At 48.5% G+C, this 19775-nt stretch carries 18 protein-coding genes; 1 reads left to right on the top strand and 17 read right to left on the bottom strand.

Going from position 1 to position 19775, the window contains the following annotated elements; translation table 11 throughout:
- Positions 1-4 precede the first annotated feature (4 nt).
- From FKP33_RS14465 to FKP33_RS14505, 9 genes are all read right to left on the bottom strand, one after another.
- Complete coding sequence (locus FKP33_RS14465; RefSeq protein ID WP_127609622.1) at positions 5-1333, bottom strand: FAD-dependent oxidoreductase; 1329 nt, start codon at positions 1331-1333, stop codon at positions 5-7.
- 50 nt (positions 1334-1383) lie between these two features.
- Entirely contained in the window at positions 1384-1737 is a 354-nt protein-coding gene (locus FKP33_RS14470) for a Rieske (2Fe-2S) protein (RefSeq protein ID WP_141335558.1), read from the bottom strand.
- Positions 1734-2837, bottom strand: a complete 1104-nt coding sequence (locus FKP33_RS14475; RefSeq protein WP_127609626.1) for an amidohydrolase family protein — start codon at positions 2835-2837, stop codon at positions 1734-1736. The genes FKP33_RS14470 and FKP33_RS14475 overlap by 4 nt, the downstream gene beginning before the upstream one ends.
- 268 nt (positions 2838-3105) lie before the next feature.
- A complete protein-coding gene (locus tag FKP33_RS14480; protein WP_054795329.1) occupies positions 3106-3999 on the bottom strand; it encodes an SDR family NAD(P)-dependent oxidoreductase in 894 nt (297 codons plus the stop codon).
- 49 nt (positions 4000-4048) lie between these two features.
- Positions 4049-4855 (bottom strand): alpha/beta fold hydrolase, encoded by an 807-nt coding sequence (locus FKP33_RS14485; RefSeq protein ID WP_054795328.1) that lies wholly within the window; start codon positions 4853-4855, stop codon positions 4049-4051.
- Between the two features lie 14 nt (positions 4856-4869).
- On the bottom strand, positions 4870-6126 hold the full coding sequence (locus FKP33_RS14490) for an LLM class flavin-dependent oxidoreductase (protein ID WP_127609630.1): 1257 nt from the start codon (positions 6124-6126) through the stop codon (positions 4870-4872).
- Between the two features lie 262 nt (positions 6127-6388).
- Positions 6389-6934: an NADPH-dependent FMN reductase gene (ssuE, locus tag FKP33_RS14495; protein WP_127609632.1), complete on the bottom strand. Its 546-nt coding sequence runs from the start codon at positions 6932-6934 to the stop codon at positions 6389-6391.
- 197 nt (positions 6935-7131) lie between these two features.
- The gene (locus tag FKP33_RS14500; protein WP_141335559.1) at positions 7132-8196 is read right to left on the bottom strand and encodes an LLM class flavin-dependent oxidoreductase; all 1065 of its coding nucleotides are present in this window, start codon (positions 8194-8196) and stop codon (positions 7132-7134) included.
- 261 nt (positions 8197-8457) lie between these two features.
- Positions 8458-9348, bottom strand: coding sequence for an alpha/beta hydrolase (locus tag FKP33_RS14505; RefSeq protein ID WP_141335560.1), 891 nt, complete (start codon positions 9346-9348; stop codon positions 8458-8460).
- Between the two features lie 321 nt (positions 9349-9669).
- Here FKP33_RS14505 and FKP33_RS27710 point away from each other — a divergent pair, with 321 nt between their 5' ends.
- The gene (locus FKP33_RS27710) at positions 9670-9801 is read left to right on the top strand and encodes a winged helix-turn-helix transcriptional regulator (RefSeq protein ID WP_258313448.1); all 132 of its coding nucleotides are present in this window, start codon (positions 9670-9672) and stop codon (positions 9799-9801) included.
- Positions 9802-9830: 29 nt separating this feature from the next.
- Here FKP33_RS27710 and FKP33_RS27205 read toward each other — a convergent pair whose 3' ends face one another.
- From FKP33_RS27205 to dctP, 8 genes are all read right to left on the bottom strand, one after another.
- Positions 9831-10124, bottom strand: coding sequence for an acetone carboxylase subunit gamma (locus tag FKP33_RS27205; RefSeq protein ID WP_164751933.1), 294 nt, complete (start codon positions 10122-10124; stop codon positions 9831-9833).
- A 22-nt stretch (positions 10125-10146) separates the two neighbouring features.
- Entirely contained in the window at positions 10147-12066 is a 1920-nt protein-coding gene (locus tag FKP33_RS14520) for a hydantoinase B/oxoprolinase family protein (protein ID WP_141335562.1), read from the bottom strand.
- Positions 12067-12103: 37 nt separating this feature from the next.
- Complete coding sequence (locus FKP33_RS14525; protein WP_181410153.1) at positions 12104-14209, bottom strand: hydantoinase/oxoprolinase family protein; 2106 nt, start codon at positions 14207-14209, stop codon at positions 12104-12106.
- Between the two features lie 57 nt (positions 14210-14266).
- Positions 14267-15766, bottom strand: coding sequence for an aldehyde dehydrogenase family protein (locus tag FKP33_RS14530; protein WP_219996651.1), 1500 nt, complete (start codon positions 15764-15766; stop codon positions 14267-14269).
- Between the two features lie 30 nt (positions 15767-15796).
- Positions 15797-16555, bottom strand: a complete 759-nt coding sequence (locus FKP33_RS14535) for an SDR family NAD(P)-dependent oxidoreductase (RefSeq protein ID WP_127609642.1) — start codon at positions 16553-16555, stop codon at positions 15797-15799.
- Positions 16556-16731: 176 nt separating this feature from the next.
- The gene (locus FKP33_RS14540) at positions 16732-18045 is read right to left on the bottom strand and encodes a TRAP transporter large permease (RefSeq protein WP_127609644.1); all 1314 of its coding nucleotides are present in this window, start codon (positions 18043-18045) and stop codon (positions 16732-16734) included.
- 26 nt (positions 18046-18071) lie between these two features.
- Positions 18072-18569, bottom strand: a complete 498-nt coding sequence (locus FKP33_RS14545; RefSeq protein WP_127609646.1) for a TRAP transporter small permease — start codon at positions 18567-18569, stop codon at positions 18072-18074.
- A 13-nt stretch (positions 18570-18582) separates the two neighbouring features.
- Entirely contained in the window at positions 18583-19587 is a 1005-nt protein-coding gene (gene dctP, locus FKP33_RS14550; RefSeq protein ID WP_164751935.1) for a TRAP transporter substrate-binding protein DctP, read from the bottom strand.
- Positions 19588-19775 lie beyond the last annotated feature (188 nt).

Consider the following 19775-nt stretch of genomic DNA (forward strand, 5'->3'; position numbering starts at 1 on the left):
GTTCTTATAGTGCGATCGGTTCCATCCACGGGTTGTCGGTGCGTTCCAGATTATCCTTCAGCCGCTCTTGCAGGGCGGCGATGTCGATTTGATGGACGCTGCCAGTTCCTGCAAGATCCAATGCGTTAGCCGCAGCCGCTCCCATCGCAATGCAGGGTCCCATTACGCGTACGCTCGAGAGGGCGGCAACGTCTCCATCGATGCAGCGTCCAGCCGCAACCAGGTTATCGACATCCGGAGGCGTCAAGCTCCCCAGGGGCACGTAGTGAACGTGGTCATCGGGGTAAGGCTCCCAAATATAGCCTTCCGCATGACTATGCAGTTCAACCGGCCATGCCGTACGCGCAATTGCGTCCGGAAAACGCGTGCCGGCGCGCACCTCTTCAACCGTCAACTGCTTGCTGCCGACAATCCAACGCGTCTGGCGAATTCCGGCAAACCCGTAGCTGCGGACGCGTGCTTTGCCGAAGCAAAGCGGAAACTCACCTTTCAAGAAGTTCAACGCTTTGTCCGCCTCTGTTTTCCCCTCGATAGCTTTCATGGAAGCGGCCACCGGTTCAAGCGGCGTTTCCACATGGTTCATATTGACCAACGCGGTTCCCTTCCCCGGGAACGGTATAGCAAAGCCGTCCTTACGGACGATTCCGTAATCGTCGGCTCTTTCTTTCAGTCTTGCGCCAATGACGCCAAATCCCGGATAGTTCTTTTCGTCGATCCCCTCGACCACCATCATCTGGGAACCGTAAACCGCAACCTCGGCCGCTTCCCGGCAAGGAAGCCCGGCATGCCACGCCAGCGCTGCGTCTCCCGTCGCATCGACAAAGCCGTTTGCAGTAACGCGCACGTCTCCGTATCGCGTAGTCAGCTCAATCGAGGTAATGCGTCTTCCTTCACGGTTCGCTCCCCTAAGTATGGCGCCGAGAACGACAGTGATGCCGGCAGCGCTCACCGCCTCCTCGATCCAGCGGGATAAGGCGATCTCGTCATACATGACCGCATTCGTCGATTCCCAGTGAAAGCGGACCCCGCCGACAGCGCCGAGCTCACGCAGTATATCGTCGGCGATTCCATGGGTGAACTGATAGCCCTTCTTGCCGCTCGAGAAAAGACCGCAGAAGGTGCCGATGATCGAGTTTACAGCCTGGCCGCCAAGGGCCGGAAGCCCGTCGACCAGCGTCACTTTACGCCCGAGCCGCGCAGCTTCCAGTGCGGCCGAGATGCCCGCGATTCCACTGCCTACAACGCAAATATCCGTTTCCACCTCACGCACGGGACTCTCATTGTTCTTTTGCACCACGCGCGTGGCGGTGCTTGCTTTTGCTCCCTCTATCATATCGAACACGCTCCTTATCCATAGATAACGTTCCTTGTTCCAACCGACCTTTACGGCATAACCACGTAAATATCCTCATCCTCCACTTCCACGGCAAACCCTCTCAGCTTGGCGTCCGTATCGACAAGATGTCGTCCGGTTTTGAGATCAAATTCCCATCCGTGCCACGGACAGCGCAATATTTCCTGATCGCGCCCGAACTCGTAATCATACACCATCGATGGAAGACGCGTCCCGCAAACCTTGCCTACGCAAACCGGCGCTGCCGCATGCGGACATACATTGCGCCATGCATAATATTGACCGTCCACCATGAAAATTCCAAGCTCCATGCCTTTGACCTCTACAAGGTGTCGCCCCTTCTCCCGCAGGTCGGCGACTTTGGCAACCGCGTGTCTGGTCATCCGGCGACTCCCCCAATGCCGGCACCTTCCACGACTTCCTTCAGACCGTACACATCCATTGCGGTTTTGGCGGCGATTTTTTCTCTTAACTCTCTTGGGAACGAGGCAAGTGCCATTTTCGGATTATCGAAATCCCAATGCGGATAGTCGGAAGAGAACATGACCATGTCTTCAGCGCCGCACATGTTAATAATATCCACCAGATGCTGGGGTTGGGTCGGCTCCTCGATCGGCTGCGTCGTTAATAACACATGTTCTTTGATGTATTCGGACGGGAGCTTCTTCAACCAGGGCACCGTATCCCGCAGTGCTTTGTAGTTTTTATCCATCCGCCACATCAGATGCGGAAGCCAGGAAATGCCCCCTTCAATGGCGACGAATTTCAGCTTTGGAAACTTTTCAAATACGCCTTCGCAGACCAGGCTGTTCACTTGCGACATATAGTTGATCGGAATAATATTTTGCCATTCCATATAACGAGTCGGGTATCCGGAAGGCGTGGGAGGGTAGGTGGGGCCAAGTCCTTCATTCCCCGGATGAATGGCCACAGGCAGCCCGTGCCTTTCGGCGGCTTCATAAATCGGATGATAAAATCTTTGTCCGAACAAAGTCCGCGACGCGCTGCACATCATGACTTGTACGATATCCGGATGGCCGGCCAGCCGTTCAATTTCCCGGACTGCTGCATCCGGATCGGCATGGTTGATCAGAATCGACCCTTTGTACCGGGGACTCGCTTTCAACCAGACTTCGTTCTGCCAATCGTTATGAGCAGACGCGACCGCATTGGCATAGTCCGGATCATAATTTAAGGAAATGCCGATCATGGAGGCGTTTCCGGTTAAGATCGCATAATCAAAGCCGTATCTGTCCATATGGTCCTTGAGAACAAACTCCGGGTCGCTTCCGGGGTAGCCGCCTTTTTCCGGCTTAACGTCTTTCCGTATATAGCCGACGGCACTCCAGGATTTTCCTCCGACGCCTATTCCTTGTTCCAGCCATTGCTGATGCCACTCTTTGGGTAAAAAAGGAAGAAGTTCTCGGGGACCGGCTAAATCATTGTGTAAATCGGTATCAATCAACCGCGGGGCTGCAGCCATGATATTCAGGCTCCTTTCATTCATTCATATCGGTAAGTCAAGAACCGTGACCGACAGGCGCGTTGCTTGCGGGAATGCCGCGCTAGTTGGCAGCGCTTACATCAATGCCGTATAGGCATCCGGCCACACGACCCATTCACATCTTTCCTCATGGCGAATGCTGGACGGTGGCCGGAATCATTCTGTTACAAGGACTTTAGGTCCGTATCCTTTATTCGCCGCTCTTGAATGGTGAACAAATGAATACGTACCCGCTGCAAGCTCCGGGTCATCCGGCGTCCTGACGTTGTGGGCTTCTGCTCTTTTGAATGGCCTCGACGCGCTTCATCATATCCGGGTCATCCTTCGGATCGGGCAGAACCGAAAGTACACGGTTATGCAGTTCAATCAACGGCTCTCTGAATTCCGCATAGGGAATAATATAAAGCTCATTGTTCCGGATTGCCTCCAGCACCTTCTCCGCCAGGATGACAGGGTCCAGACCGGGCTCGATGACCGCCTTCAGCCCCTTCATGATCTCTTCATCCTCATGGTAGTAGCCGGTATTGGCGAGATGCTGCGGACGCGTGCGCACCGCCTCGTGAATATTCGAATTCACCGCCCCCGGGCACAGCACCGATACCCCGATATGATGCGGCTCAAGATCTATACGGAGAGACTCGGTCAATCCCCGCACGGCAAACTTTGACGTGCAATATACACCGGTACCGGTCATGGGGGTAAAGCCTGACATCGATGCCGTATTCACAATATGTCCGCCCTTGCCGTATTCGATCATTCTCGGGACGAAGGTCTGGATACCGTTGATGACGCCGCCGACATTGACATTCATAATCCAGTCCCAATCTTCGTAGGTCGCCTGCTGCATCGGACCGAAAATACTGACTCCTGCCGTATTGCACAACAGCTGCACCGGACCGAATACGCGTTCCGTCTCGTCGGCCGCCTCGGCCATCGCCTTACGGTCCGTAATATCCAATCGAATGGGATGCACCTGTGCATCCGTTTGTTCGAAATAGGCCATCGCCTGATCCAGATGATCCTGACGGATATCGGCGATGACCACCTTCATACCGGCTTTGGCGAAGACTTTAGCTTGCCCTAAAGCGACTCCGCTGCCTCCTCCGGTAATGAATGCAACTTTTCCCTTGAAATCTTGCATGACTTCCCTCCCTCATCGGTTTACGGCGCGCACCAACCGCCCTGGCCGGCTATTGCTTCGCCACCGGATCCGGAGTGAGCAAGGAGAAGGTCGTTTCCAATACATCGTCCAGTTGCTCTAATTGCGGAAAATGCGAGGTTTGATCTAAAACTTCAACGGTTGCGCCCAAAATTTCCTTCTGAAACACATACGCATAATCGACTGGAAGAATGGCATCCTGCTTCCCCCAAACAATACAAGTCTGGGCTCGTATCCGATGCAGACGACGGCGAAGACCTTTGTCCGGCAGCGGCCACAGGAACCGGGAAGCTTCCGCCATAACGACTTGCTGATCAATCAGTACCTCCAAACGTTTATCCGCATCCTCCGGTAAAGCAAAATGGGCTTGGGCGAGCGGAGATTCATTATCGTAAAATAATTTGGAATTTAAATCGCCTTCCATGGAGGCAGATCTCTTCTCAATCTCTTCGTCCCACAATCCCGCTGCGCAAAGCAGCAGCAGATTCTGGACTCGTCTCGAGTCGGTTGCCGCCAATTCTGCAGCCAGCATGCCCCCGAAGGAATGACCGATGATATCCACATTCTCGATCCCTAACAAATCAATCAAATCAAAGTAATAAAGCACGACATCCCACAAATTCCGAAGATCAAGTTCATTACAGCTTGTAGCCCCCCCTGTTCCCGGGAAGTAAGGAGCGTAAACTTTATATTCTTTCGCTAATTCCTCTAAATAAACATCCCATTTCAACCCCCCCGCTCCATGCAGGAAGATGACGGGCTTGCCTTCCCCGGCAACGAGAACTTTCGCTTGCGCGCCTTTGCGCAGCTGGATGGTCAGCAGTTCAGGTGACGACATGATATGACTCCCCCTTAAACGGAATTTTGGGCCAGGCCCGCATGATTTAAACGGTTGTTCGCAACTTCCGGCCATCCGACAACAGGCCATTGATCATCCCAAATATCATGCAAATACGGCATGACTTCTTTCGAAAACAGCTCAATATTTTTAACGGCTAAATGATGCGGCATGGAGCCGATATTCAGATGCGCCGTAATATTACCCACGCGAAGCGATTTAATCATTTCTCTAAGCCTGTCGCGAACGGTCGCAGGGGAACCGGCTATGACGTTGCCCGCTTCAACAATCTGCTTCCAGTCAAAATCAGTTTTTGTCGAGTATCTGCTCTTACCATGTAAAGCGAACTGACTCACCAAGCTTTCGGCTACACTTCTAGCGGTACGGTATCCTGGAGCTTCCGCATATTTAGCCGGAATGTGCATGAGTGTTCTCAGCATGTAGCGAAGATGCTCTTCATAGTCCTGCTGAGCCCGTTCATCGGTTTCGGAAACTAGAATCACCTGATTAAATCCGGCCCAATAAGGATTCAAATCTTTCCCAAGCTTCTGACGATGCTCCCAGAAACCATCCATAAATTTCTTCGCCGTCGCATATCCGCTATAACTGAGATAATAGTAAGGAAGATCGTTCTTGGCACAGTAATCCCATGTTTCTACACTCCCGCTCCCGGGAAGCCAGATCGGCGGATGCGGCTTTTGATAAGGGCGAGGCCACAGGTTGACGTGCTTGAGCTGCGTATATTTGCCGTTGAAAGGGAAAACTTCACTTCGCGTCCACGCCTGTTTAATGAGGTCGAGCGCTTCATAGAACCGGGGTCTTAATTCAGCAGGGGGAATGCCGTATACGTAGTTGGTGTCCATGGAGGTTCCGGCCGGAAAACCTGCCACGACACGCCCTCCCGTAATGTTATCCAGCATAGCCAGTTCTTCAGCCACGCGGATGGGGGGATTGTACAGAGCAATACTATCGCCAATGAGCACAATACATGTTTTTTCCGTTTGGCGAACTTTTCTCGCCAGCATAGCCGCCATAATGTTCGGAGAGTTATCCAGTCCGTAGGCATTGCCGTGGTGTTCATTGAAACCAACCGCATCAAAGCCTGCGTCGACAGCAATCTCATATTGGTCCACATATTCGTTAAACATCAAATGACCTTTTTCGGCGTCATACAATTCGCTCGGTATGGTCACCCAAACACTTTCATGATTTTGCACAAAGTCCTCGGGTAAATCCCGGTAAGGCATGATATTCACATAAATAAACTTCACTGGTTTTCCCTCCCAAGTCTGAATTTACAAACTGCGCTTCCAGGCCTCAAGATGATACCGCTTACATTTAATTTTTATGTGTGACCTTTTATTAAAATAAAACATCTATCTAACTGGTTTCTTACAGGATCTTCGTATTTTCTTACAGCTTAGCCTAAACCGTTAGAAAATATTGAAAATCTAACAGGTCGATAACCAAACAAAAGCGCGCAACCACATCTGTGGATTGCACGCTTATCGTTGTGGCACGCACTGTCGGCATTCAAACCGGGGATTTCTGCAGGAGCGCCTGTATTTCCTTTTCGAATTGTTGAACGGATTCCTGAAGCCGTTGATGCAATTCTTCCGTCAGTTCAAAGCTTCCATCCTCAGCCCGATTCACCTGCACGTCCTGGGCATAAACGCCTTGAAGCTGATTGTTAGCGCCCAATGAGGAAAGCACCGGCTTTAAAGCATAATCAATAGCCAATAAATGAGCAATTGTTCCTCCTATCGCAATAGGCAAAATCACCTTTCCCTGAAGCCCCTTTTGCGGAATCAGGTCAAGGAACGTTTTTAGCACGCCGGTATAAGACGCCTTATAGATGGGAGTCGCTACCACAACCGCATCCGCCTGCTCGATGAGTCTATTGGCTTCAATAATAGCCGGACTGTCGAATTTGGTGTAGATCAAATCCTCGGGCGGCAGGCTTCTTACATCAATTCGTTCAACCTTGTGATCGTGCAGCAATGCTTCAACTTGCTGCAAAACTCCATTCAAGCGGGATGTGCTTGAAGTACTTCCAGAAATAATAACGACATTGGACACGAATCCCACACTCCTACTATGATGTCATTTTGTATCGACAAGCAAGCTTATCAGAACGAATTAAAATAATTCCGATAAACTAACTGCGTTATAATGATGCTAACACCGTCTCCGTCAACCTGTCAATTCTTCGAGCTCATATTTTCTAATTGAAATTAAGTGCCGTAGGTTACAAAAAATCGTTTTTCCAGTTCCCGTTAAAGTGCGACCGGGTTCAAGCTGCGAACACGCGGGAAAATCTCCCTTGCAAAGCGCTCCATCTCGGCTTCAAACGGTTGGAACTGCAGCATAAACAGTTCGATGCCAATCTCATGAAACGCTGCGATCCGCTCGGCTACCTGGTCATAAGAACCGACTAGCCCCGCTGCCGTGCCCCCGTTCGTACCTATAGCCGGATACTTGGCAATCGTTTGAAACATAACTGCTTTCTGGTCCGCATGTCCGAAGAGCTGTTCATTCAGATGCTCGTCGGCCTTTGCATATTCCCAAGCTTTAGCCAGCTCGGCCTGTGCTTCCTCCTCCGTCTCACGCGCAATGACAAAAGCGGACAGCCCAAAGCGGACGGGGACGCCTTCCCGTTTCCGCCTGGCAACGGAACGGATGAGCCCCTCGACATTCTCAAGCGGCTGCCCATTAATAAACCAGACGTCTCCCAGTCCCGCAGCCAAATCTCTCGCCGGCTCCGACTCTCCTCCCACATAGATGGTAGGACGATGCCTTGTTTTCGGTCCCGGGTTCAATTCAATTCCATCAACGTGGAAGTACTTGCCTTCAAAGCTGGTTTTCTTCCCGGTCAGCAGCGAAAGGACGATCGTGAGCCATTCGGTTCCGTAAATATAACGCTCGTCATGTTCGGCAAATGGAATGCCCGATTGGAGCAGCTCCGGTTTATACCAAGCATTGACCACATTGATCGAGAACCGGCCGCTGCTGATCTCTTCGATACCGAGAGCTTGCTTGGCGAGCACCACCGGGTGGAAGAGCGTTGGCTTTATCGCGGCGATAATTTCAATGTTTGAGGTTAATGAGGCAAGACCAGCGGCTGCGGTCCAGGTCTCCAAAATATCAATTTCATGTCCGTACGGATTGACGATATGCTGGGCTATAAGAGTTGAATCGTAGCCGAGCTTTTCGGCGGACAGCACCAGCTGCTTAGCTCTTTCCCAAGAAGCGTCAAAGGGGTCCTCCGGATGTGTCGTAGCCCCCCATGTTCCATAAACCGGTGTCCAAATTCCAAACCTAGGACCTGCAATTCGACTCATGTTTACATCCTCCTTGATTTAAAATGTTAAATGATAGTTGATAAATTTAATCCTTTATTATTTAGAAATAAAAAAATCCATTCTCTCTGAGAGAATGGATAATCCGGTGTCCCGGTCAAATCCTATTAATTCAATTGGATTAATCAAATTATAGAATTTATCCGTTTTTTTGTCAATTCAAATTTTTCAAACTATAGCGATTACAGGCAAAACTAAACGGCCTCAGTCCAATTGAATTTAGGACCAAGGCCGCTTCGGTATTTAAGGACGGTTCAGGTTCGTTACATCATCCATAAACTGAATCGTCGCATGGATCGCGCCTTCCAGCTCCGGCGTCGTCGTCCGAAAGGGATGCACGGCACCGAACGTATGCGTGCCGCCTTCGATCGTGACGATCCGGTCGCGGTGCTGCGGCGCCGCCGAACGCAGCAGCTCGAACCCGGCCTTGAGACGGGGGGAGTCCTGATCACCCTGCACTTGAAGCACCGGAATGTGGAGGCCTGCCAATCTTTGGGCAATGTCGAAGCGATCGCCGTTCGCCCGCAGGTCCTCATAGAAGGACGCACGTATCGGCATTTCCTGCTTCGTTCTGACATTGGCGACGTACGCTACGCCTTGCTCGGCAATTTGTGCTTTGAACGCGTCGTCGAACAAATCGGTTTTCCCGATGCCGTTCCAGGTGACCACCGCTTGGACCTCCGGGTGCTCGGCTGCAAAAATAATGCTTGTCCCTCCACCCTTGCTATGGCCGAGCAGTATCAGGCGCTGCAAGTCGGCATGATCGGCCAGCGGCAGCTTCCTCTCCCGCAGCGCCTGAAGCAGCGTCTCCAGATCGGCTTGCTCCCTGGAGTACGTGTTGACTGCGAATTTATCCAGCTCATCGAAATCGGTCTCGTTCACGCCATTGCACGAGAAATTAAACGTAACGACATAGTAATTGCGTTCCGCGAACCGCGAGGCGGCGTAAGGGAAGAATCCCCAGTCCTTAAATCCTTTGAAGCCGTGGCATATCAGCAGGACCGGCTTCGGTGCCGTCTGTCCCCCTGCCGCCAGCCTGACGTCCCCGCGAATATACAGCGGCTCTCCGGTATCGAGCTGACCGGCCGGCAGCGTAAAACGTTCATGAACGATCGATTCATCCCTTTGCGTCATAGGTTAAACACCTCTTCGCTTCATTTTCGACTGTTCCCATCGGAATGTTAAAATTGTAGCATAGGAACTTCACTTGATAAAGTGCAAAAGCGATATATTAGAATATTTTCTTTATATTCCCATACTCCGGGTTCGTTCATTGCGTCTCTCCCTGCTTTGGAAACAAGCGCTTCTCCGGCGATCAATAAAGCAGCGCAGCCTTGAATTTGTGCACATAGGCAAACTTGCCGTTCTCGCATATCGCATAGTTGTACAAAATTTCCGCAGCTTTTCTTCGGTCCGGTAACCCAGCTTTTCGCGGAAGTTGTTGGAACATTCAACTTGGAGCGCGATGGATTGATTGTTCGAAAAGTCTATCCAACGATCCCGCCAAAAGTTGAATATATTGCTACAGACATAGCATGCGAGCTCTATGACTCTTTGTTGACGCTTACTTTGGGACAGCCCTTCTGATGCCAGCAAGCGATGCGTCTCTTCGGTTTTCAGATTTTAATGTGGATATCCCAGACGGGGGGTTCTCCCTTCACATTCACTTCCGTTTCTAATTGGGTCGCGCAATTGGGGCAAAAAAACCGGCGAAAAACCATATCCTTATCCACATATTGACGGGAATCGACATTTTGGGGATTTGCCGTTTGAACCGATTCTTCTTTCATCACCGTGTAAAGCTTATAATTTTTATCAACAGAACTGATATTGTGGGCGCATTTGCGACATTGGATATGCCGGTTACCCTCATTCGTTACTTGCAAATATTCGCTTAAAATCAAGGCCATGTTTGATCGTCCCCTTTCCCTATCAAGCCAGTCTTGCTTGGCGAATTTGTTGACGGCGCTCTTCCGTTGCCGGTTCATCCAGTTTTCCGTTTCCATCAAGCAGCACACCATACACATCATAGGCAACCTGCTGACTGACTCTGTTTTCCAGAACATCCTCGCGAACTTTGTCCGGTTCCCGGTCCAAAGGATCGCCGTAGCCCCCGCCGCCCTGGAAGCAAAAGTAGAACACATCGTTTTTTTGCTGAACCGCATCTGTTTTAGGCTGCCAGATTTCCAGTTTCCCTTCCATCTCCGCAAAATCTTGCGGAATCAAACTTTGACTTAGCAGCTGGTGAATATTCGTATCACGCATCATTTTAACTTGTACGGTATTCGAAGGATACCCGCCCGAAATTCCGGCGGAATTCGGAATGGCTGCACCGAATGAACTGACGGTCAGTAACATTTGTTCCGTGTCATGCGGAATCCAGCAAAGCTCCGCACCCAGGCCGCCCCGATATTTCCCCGGGCCGCCGGAGTCCGTTTTTTCCCGCCGGTACAAATAAAGAATGGGGAAGAACAGCTCATTGCTCTCCACGTTTGGACACTGTCCGCTTGGTGTGCAGAGTAAACCTCCCGTATCTACACCGTCGCCGAAACTGCGTGCTCCAAATCCGCCTGCCATGGCATCCATAATCATGGTCAAGAACGGGTTGCCGTATTGATCAAGGCCCATCGGTATAACCGTGACCCAAGATCCCGCTGTTCCGGCTACCAGTCTTTCTTTATGCTCCGGATGCCCCATCAGCAGCTTGGAAATCGTAATATTCGCACAGTTTCCGGCCAGCCAAGCTGAGCCTGTCGCCCCCATGCTAACCCCGGCAGGATGCTGCGCACTCAGGATGGTGCCCGGTTTGGCTTCCACCGTAAACACGCGCTTAATTCCGCCCACAGACCAAGGGATATCATTGCACAAAAGCTGCAGAACCGCCTGCAGGACCGCTCCGGCCGTGCCAGAAATCAGTGTAGCGTTAATGACTCCTATTTGAGGATCGGTTTCCGAAAAATCGAATATCAATCGGTCATTATCTTTCGTCATCGTTAGAGCAATCTTATACACACCGCGATCGCCCTTCTGCGCTACATCGTGAAAATCCACATGCCTGAATGTGCCATCCGGTAATTCCTTTAACCGATTGCGAAGACGAAGTTCCGCATAATCCAACGACTTCTCCATAACGCTCTTCACCGTATCTGCGCCGTAGCGTTCAACCAGCTTCAGCAAACGGGATTTTACAATGTTAATGGAAGCGATATGGGCCCGCAAGTCAATGGCCAACAGCGCAGGGGCGCGTGTTTGCCGCATCCATAAATCTTCGATATCGGACTGAATCTCCCCTTTTTTAACGATTTTGATCGGTGGCCAAGGTTGACCTTCCGCATATAAATCATTGGCGTCGATACAGAAACTTCCCGGATTAACCCCGCCTACATCGACTTGGTGGATCGTCGAACCAGTCCAAGCGAATAATTTGCCATCCACGAAAATGGGAGCGATCATAGCCATGTCATTTTGATGGAGCGCCCCGACCCAAGGATCGTTGCAAAGGAAAATGTCTCCGTCTTCAATTCCCGGATTTTCCGAGCGGTTCTCTAAAATCCATTTGACAACGGAATCCATAACACTGCCTAGCATGACGACACCTGTGCCAAGTACAACAATTTCACCGTAGCTGTCGGAAATCATCACGTTAAAATCGTGTGCATCGGTGGCAATCGGCGAGCCGGAAATTTTCTGGATCGTTTTTTCCTGTTCATCGGCGATTTGCCACAGTTTATGAAAAACAACCTGGTAGGTAATCGGATCAACCTCATGGGCGCTTTGTTTTTCATAAATCGGGGTTTTCGCAGAAATTTTCAAGTCAGATGCTTTTTTGAAATCCATGGTGAATTTTGACATTGCATACCCTCCTTGCCGTTCTGTTATTTGAACAACTTCATTCAACCGAATTATGAATAATGAGGCTGCCTAACGAATCGACTTGAACAGTTTGGCCTGGATAGACGGGAATGGTCGTAGTAGGAAGTTCGATTACAGACGGACCTGCAATCAAATCCTTATAACTTGCAAGGTTACCGCGATATATGGTTGTATCCCTGTATCCGCCTAATTCCTTCCAGTAAACAGAACGGTTGGTTATTACGAGCTGCTGCTCAGCCTCATTCGCTGTTTTAGCTTCAAGCGACGGCTTCGGAAGTTTTCCATAGGCATTAACCCGGTAACTCACGAGTTCAATGCCGCCCTCTTTAAAGGCAGAGCCTTTTCCATACAAGGTCTCGTAACGGGATTCAAATTCTACAACCACTTGCGACAATGCTTGCTCATGAATGGCGCCGCTTGGAAACGGCACATCCACTTGATGAACTTGCCCCTTATAACGCATTTCCACCCAGCGGTCTAAACGGATATGTTCGTTCTTAACATTCTCTTCCAACAATTGGGTTATCGCCTTATCCTCCAAATAGAGGAAATTATCTTGGACTTGTTTAACGTTCCAAGGTGCTACGGCCGGGTCGGATATTTCATAGACGTGTGAAATGTCGGAGCTGGATATACCGAAAGCGGAATATACGGCGGCGGTTTCACCCAAAGGCACGATCATTTCTTTTACGCCAAGATCCCGGCCGTATGCCGTGCCATGCGTAGGTCCCGCTCCGCCATAGAGATAAATGATGAAATCCCTTGGGTCGTATCCGCGTTCAATTGACATTTTTCGAATGAGATCCGCCATATGGGAATTCGCGATTTCTACAATACCGGCAGCTGCGTCCTCTACGGACAGGCCAAGCGGTATCGCAATTTTTTCCCTTATGGCCTCAACGGCTTTATCTTTGTACAGCTTTACTTTTCCATCCAGGAAATAGTCAGGATCAATGAATCCCAGGACAACATCCGCATCCGTAACGGTAGGCTCCGTTCCGCCTTTGCCATAGCAAACCGGACCTGGTCTAGCCCCCGCGCTATCCGGACCAACAAGCAATGTTGACCCGACATCTACCTTAGCAATACTGCCTCCGCCCGCACCAATGGAAACAATGTCGATCATAGGCAAAGAAAGCGTATATTGATTCATCTCGGTCGTTGACGAAATGACCGGCTCCCCGTTCACGACCAGCCCTACGTCAAAGGTCGTGCCGCCTACATCCGTACAAATCACGTTGGCATGGCCATATTTATTGCCGAGAAACTTGGCGCCCATTACACCGCCAGCGGGGCCGGACATCAAAGTCGTAACGGACAACCGCTCAGCTTCGTTTGCCGGCATTAAACCGCCGATGGACTGCATAATTAGAAGCTGGGTTTTTAAACCTTTGGAGCTTAACCCTTCATAAAGCTTATTCACGTATCCGGACAACAAGGGTGACGTATAACTGTTAATAACGGTCGTTGCGCTCCGTTCATATTCGCCAATTTTAGGTACAATTTCACTGGATAAGGAAACCGTCATTTCCGGAGCCAGTTCTTTAACAAGCTTCTTTAATATTTGTTCATGCTCGGGGTTTTTAAAGGACCAGAGAAGGGATATTGCAATCGCTTTCACATCTTGATCTAAAAGACGCTGTATAGCTTTACGGGAATGTTCGAGATCAAGCGGCGCTATCACGTTTCCCTTGTAATCAACGCGCTCGTAAACTTCTTCTATTAACTGCTTGGGAACAATGGCCTCAGGCTTGCTTGTTTTGGATAATTGAAGCTGATGAACCGGCATGCCTGCCGTTCTGCCCATAATTCTCATCATATGTAAAACGTCTTTATGCCCGACTGTGGTTAGAAATCCGACCTTGACCCCTCTTCTTTCCACCATAGCGTTCGTCGTTACCGTTGTACCATGGATGAACTGTATCGTACGAGGCAGCAATTGCTCCAGCGTCAATCCGATTTTTTCTGCCGTGACCCGAACGGATTCGAGAACCCCCTCCGAAAAATCCGGCGGGGTCGAATGACTTTTACCGACGGTAACCTGCCCCTTACTATTCACGATGACACAGTCGGTAAACGTCCCCCCCGTATCCACTGCAACAATATACTCTTCCACTTCCATTTTCATTCTCCTTTCTAAATTTGAATGAATATGATTAAGCATGCAGCATGAAGCACATTATTCCATCACAATATTAACCGTTTTCACCTGAGTATAGCTCAATATTTCATCCAGGCCTTCCTCGGAACCGATACTGCTGTTTTTGTAACCTTGATACGGAACCCCCAGGTAATGGGAGGAACTACCGTTTATCCAGAGGAAACCGGATTCTATGTTCTCCGCCATGCGGAGCGCGGTTTGAATATCGTGGGTCCATATCGAACCGGTTAATCCATAAGGGACACTGTTGATTTGTCGAACTGCATCTTCGACATTATTCCACTTGATCACCGAGAGGACGGGGCCGAATATTTCTTCATTGAAGATGCTCATCTTTTCATTTACATCTTCAAATACGGTAGGCAAAATAAACAGGCCTTTATCAAAGGTATCTCCCTCGGCTCTTTTCCCCCCGATGAGAAGACGGGCTCCTTGTTGATGTCCAGCATCGATATAAGAAACAACCTTATCGTACTGATTCCGGGAAACCAAACATCCCATTTCGGTTTCAGGATCCAGCGGATTTCCGATTTTAATTTGCTCTACATAATGCTTCAATTTCGGTAAAAATTGGTCGTATATATCCTCATGCACGAATAGCCTTGATGTCGATCCGCAGGATTGCCCTTGACACCATGTAAAATTCATGCCCTTTACCGCCGCTTTAGCCGCACTTTCCAAATCAACGTCCGGGAATACAATCATTGCATTTTTACCGCCCAACTCGAGCGATATATGCTTGATTCCAACTTCTGCAGATGATTTGAGAATGTTTTTTCCAGTTTCAACGCTGCCGATCAACCCGATTCTTTTAATATCCGGGTGACGTACAATGGCGTCGCCCGTCGTCCGGCCATCGCCACTAACAATATTTACGGTACCCGGAGGCAAAATTTGCTGACATAATTGCCCAAAAAGCAAGGATGAAAGCGGGCATTGATCCGGAGCTTTAAGCACGACCGTATTTCCTGCAATTAAAGGACCTACGATTTTAGTGGCCGTGAACATAATCGGATGGTTGTATGGAATGATCCTTCCAATCACGCCATACGGCTCCCTGCGTGTCAAATGCCAATTTTGGCTGGAGGGGAACGTGTCCCCTTTCATTTCGCTTGCCAATCCGCTCATGTATTCCATCATGGAGGCGGAAGCAAATACATCACCGCGCATAGCCGTCACCGGATTTCCGCTATCTACCGAGTCAAGCACTGCAAACTCATCGGCTCTCTTCTGGAATTCATCGGCAAGTTTACGGATCAGCCTGCCGCGTTCGATCGGCGGTACATGCTTCCAGGTTTCGAACGCCTGTTTTGCAGCTTTAACCGCATGTTCAACGTCATTTTGTTGGGCGAACGGGACTTTCGCCAAGGCTTCCCCATTTGCAGGATTAACCGTTTCATAGGTTTCGCCGTTTTGCGCCTTAACCAGTTGCCCTCCGATCAGCATATTCCAATCTTTATCCAGCATCGATCTCTTGAGCTTCTCCCAATCCTCTAAAGATTTATTTGTCTCAATCAACGGTCCCTGCTCCTCTCGTAAAACGCTCATTTAAATACGAATATTCATACCGCCATCGATGTTGAAAACTTGACCCGTAATAAACGAGGAATCGTCCGAGCTCAAGAATACAACGGTTCCCGCCAGATCGTCCGGTACTTGCAATCGTTTCAACGATTGCATGTTTAACATGCGCTGTTTTTGGTCGTCATTCACCGTTTCGCGCGGAATTTCCGTATAGGTAGGTCCCGGTGTAATGGAATTTACCGTAATGTTGTACTCGCCAACTTCTCTGGCCAAAGATCCGCTGAATCCCAATACGCCTGCCTTCGATGCAACATAATGGATATAATCCGTCCGTCCCAGATAGACCGCAGCTGAGGAAATATTAATGATCCTTCCGCTATTTTGTTTTTTCATCACCGGCACAACAGCTTTGGAGCATAAAAAGACGCCTTTTAAATTTACATTCATCATGGCATCCCATTCTCCCCCGGTAATTTCCTCCATTTTTTTCATTTTTATCGTTGAAAAAATCGCCGCATTATTGACTAAAATATCTATCTTTCCATAGGTCTCCACCGTTTCGTTGGCCATATCAAGCGTGCTTTGTTCATTGGAGACATCCACAAAAACCGCTTTGGCTTCCAGACCGCCGCGTTTAATCTCTTCTTCAACATGACTTGCATTTACTTTATTAATGTCGGCGACAATAACTTTAGCTCCTTCTTGTGCCAAGCGCATGGAAAATGCTCTCCCGATGCCTTGCCCTCCACCCGTGACAATCGCAACTTTTCCTTTAAGCTTCAAATGACATAACCTCCCAGTTTAAAAACGTTTTCATGATTCAATTGTAGTAGCAGATGAAAATATTGTCAACAAAACTTACTTAAACTTATATATTTATTTTAATAATTTAACTTTTATAACAAGTTTGATAAGATTTATTTAATTTTTTAACATACTCTTTTTTCATTTTCAACCATTTATTTCCCCAAGCTCGGAAGCATCGTCGCGATCTCCGGAATCATCATAATCAATATGATCAGCATGACTTTCAGCGAGACAAAGGGAACTGCACTTAGCGTAATTTCCTTCATGGTCACTTCAGGCGGCGAAACCCCTTTCATAACAAACAGCAGCAGACCGAAAGGCGGGGTTAAATTGCCCAGATCCAAACAAATAAGCATCATAATACCAAACCAAATCGGATCGTAGTCTAAAGCGATGACCATGGGAATGTAAACCGGAAGGGTGATCATCATGATCGAAATCGGATCGATACAGCTATCCAGGAAAACGACGATCAGAAGCATAATGACAATAATCAATAGAGACGGAATTTCAAGCCCCAGAGCCATATTCAATAATCCCCGGCTTGCTCCCGTAAAAGCCAGCAGCTGTGTAAACGCAGAGGAAGCAGCGATAATAATCAGGATCATTCCTGAAATTTCCAATGTTCCCTTAATGGACTTTAATAACACTTCCCACGTCAGCGCCCTGTACATGATCACGAGCAGCAAAGCGCCAAACGCTCCCAATGCGGCTGATTCGGTAGGCGTAGCGATACCAAAGAAAATCAAAAGTACGGTTGCAAGAATCAAAAGCGCAGTAGGCATGACCCCGAATGTTAGCGAACGGATCCGATCGGACCAGCTGCTCTCTTCAATGGGATAAGCCGGGGCCAGGGAAGGGTTTTTGGCGCACCTGATCATGATGTACACAACGAAAATCGCGGTCATCAAAACTCCCGGGACAACGGTGGCTATCAACAAATCGCCAATCGATACCTTGCCGATACTCCCCAGCAGGACAGCCAGACTACTGTGCGGCATGATGACAGCCAGACTTCCCGAGGCCATGATGGGTCCAAGGACCATGGAGTTATGATAACCCCGGTTTCGCATGTCTGGTGCCAATACGGTTCCCAGCATGGAAGTATTAGCGATGCTTGATCCGCTTAGAGCGGCAAAAAAAGATCCGCTGATAATGGAAAGCACGCTTAACCGTCCAGGTATACGCCCTAACCATTTGGATAAAACATCCAAGGTTTTCACGACCAGTCCCGAATGCAGCAGCAATTCCCCCATGATGACAAAGAGCGGTATGGTTGTTAATGGAAACTTGGCCAACGAATCGTAAGCGCTTAATACAATTTGATTCATTCCGGGCTTAAAGCCCATGACATAGGTGATAAAAATAAAGTTTACCGCCAAGAATGAAAATGCCACCGGCATCCCCATAAACATGAATACCATGAGCAACCCAAAGAAACAAATAAGAAACAACCACCACTCCATTTAGATCACCTTCTTCGCTGTTCTAATCAAATTTTAAAATCACTCAAAATGTTTCGAATATATCTGAGAGTTAAAAGCAGACTGCCTAATGGAATAGGCAACAAAACCAAATATTTCGGAGTGTTCAAAATGTTATAAGAAATGACATCCCTTTGATAATTGTCAATGGTGGCTTTCAAGCTAAACCAGAAAAATAAGCCGCAGGCAATAGCTGCAATAATGGCCGTAATTCGATTAAAAAGCAATTGCTTACTAGGACTGAGTGTATTCAGGAGCAGGTCCAAACGAACATGCCCATCCTTGCGGAGCACCCATGAGGCCGATAAAAAAGCTAGAAAAACCATAATATATTCACTCAACTCCACCGTCCATGCAGCCGGTATTCCTAAAAAATAACGGCCGACCACGCTAAAACAGACCGTAAAGATCATCACAAACAATAAAATGGCGGCTATCGCCATAAAAACGACTTCAATTTGTGACAATGCCCGGTCAAACTGGTGAACCATCTTGCGGAATTTCACAAGGATCTCCCTCCTATTTCTTTCTGAACAATTCCTCTAATTTCTTTCCGTTCTCCGGCAAATTCGTCTCTACCCACTTCCAAGCCGAATCATTGGCAATTTTCAAGTATTCCTCTTCCGGCAGCTTAACTTCCTGAATCCCGGCTTCTTTCAACTTTTTCTGCTCGTCTTCAATAAATTTTTCAATGAATAGGGGAAGTTCTTTCTCGACTTCACGGGCTACCTTATTAATCAAATCCTGGTCTTCTTTAGACAGCTGCTTCCATCTGTCCAGATTCATGATCATAGAAGTATCGACTTTCCAGTAGCTGGGTGATATTTGATATTTAATTTGTTTTTGCAGCCCCAAATCTGTGACTCCACCCTTGGGCCAAGCTACGCCGTCAATGACCCCCCGCTCGATTGCCGTATAGATTTCTCCTGCCGGCATGATCACAGCCTCTGCACCTAATGCTTTAATAAACGGCACATAGACAGGCGATGTCCGGAATCGTTTGCCTTTAAGATCGTCGATACTGGTAATCGGCTTTTTCGTATATAGACTGTAGCTCATCCCGCTGGATCTTCCTATGAATTGGGCATTTAATTTTTTATTATGTATTTCATTCAGGAAAGCCATGCTGCCGTTCTTCCATTCATCTTCGACAGACAGTTCGCTATAATTGGTAACTACGGCTTCCGGCACCTGGTTCTGATAATAAGCTGTAGAAAGAACGGAAAAATCTACGACCCCCGTACGTACCGCATCTCCCTGATTAAAGGCCGGGATCGATTCGGGACCTCCTGCATACTGCACTTTAATTCGGCCATTGCTTTGCTCCTCGATTTTTTTCTGAAACATGCCGAATCCTGCACTATGAATATTATTTTCTTCCCAGGCGGTAACCCCTTTGAGCACAACTGATTTTTCCGATGAGGGCGTGGAACCCGTACCGCTTGGATTGCCCGAACAGGCACTGATGAGACTTGTCATGGCCAAGAGCGAAATGAAGCTGATAATACTTTTTTTACTAGACATCTTTAGACACCTCTTCCTTTGGTATATACGTTCATATGAGGCCATTGATAAACAATCGCTCCCCACAATAAAACGCTTTCAATATAATGATTGTAATATTTATTAAAAAATACGTCAATAAAAACTTATTCAAACTTATATTTTTCTGTATTATTAAATAACTTTAATAAATTTACGTAACTTATATC

It is taken from the genome of Paenibacillus sp. tmac-D7 (assembly GCF_006519665.1).
GTDB classification, from domain to species: domain Bacteria; phylum Bacillota; class Bacilli; order Paenibacillales; family NBRC-103111; genus Paenibacillus_G; species Paenibacillus_G validus.

Bases quoted from the DNA above. Each gene is read 5' to 3' on its own strand.
- FKP33_RS14465 (WP_127609622.1), bottom strand. From the start codon at position 1,333: ATGATAGAGGGAGCAAAAGCAAGCACCGCCACGCGCGTGGTGCAAAAG.
- FKP33_RS27205 (WP_164751933.1), bottom strand. From the start codon at position 10,124: ATGGCCTTGATTTTAAGCGAATATTTGCAAGTAACGAATGAGGGTAAC.
- FKP33_RS14470 (WP_141335558.1), bottom strand. From the start codon at position 1,737: ATGACCAGACACGCGGTTGCCAAAGTCGCCGACCTGCGGGAGAAGGGG.
- FKP33_RS14520 (WP_141335562.1), bottom strand. From the start codon at position 12,066: ATGTCAAAATTCACCATGGATTTCAAAAAAGCATCTGACTTGAAAATT.
- dctP (WP_164751935.1), bottom strand. From the start codon at position 19,587: ATGTCTAGTAAAAAAAGTATTATCAGCTTCATTTCGCTCTTGGCCATG.
- FKP33_RS14500 (WP_141335559.1), bottom strand. From the start codon at position 8,196: ATGAGTCGAATTGCAGGTCCTAGGTTTGGAATTTGGACACCGGTTTAT.
- FKP33_RS14540 (WP_127609644.1), bottom strand. From the start codon at position 18,045: ATGGAGTGGTGGTTGTTTCTTATTTGTTTCTTTGGGTTGCTCATGGTA.
- FKP33_RS14525 (WP_181410153.1), bottom strand. From the start codon at position 14,209: ATGGAAGTGGAAGAGTATATTGTTGCAGTGGATACGGGGGGGACGTTT.
- FKP33_RS14480 (WP_054795329.1), bottom strand. From the start codon at position 3,999: ATGCAAGATTTCAAGGGAAAAGTTGCATTCATTACCGGAGGAGGCAGC.
- FKP33_RS14505 (WP_141335560.1), bottom strand. From the start codon at position 9,348: ATGACGCAAAGGGATGAATCGATCGTTCATGAACGTTTTACGCTGCCG.
- FKP33_RS14485 (WP_054795328.1), bottom strand. From the start codon at position 4,855: ATGTCGTCACCTGAACTGCTGACCATCCAGCTGCGCAAAGGCGCGCAA.
- FKP33_RS14475 (WP_127609626.1), bottom strand. From the start codon at position 2,837: ATGGCTGCAGCCCCGCGGTTGATTGATACCGATTTACACAATGATTTA.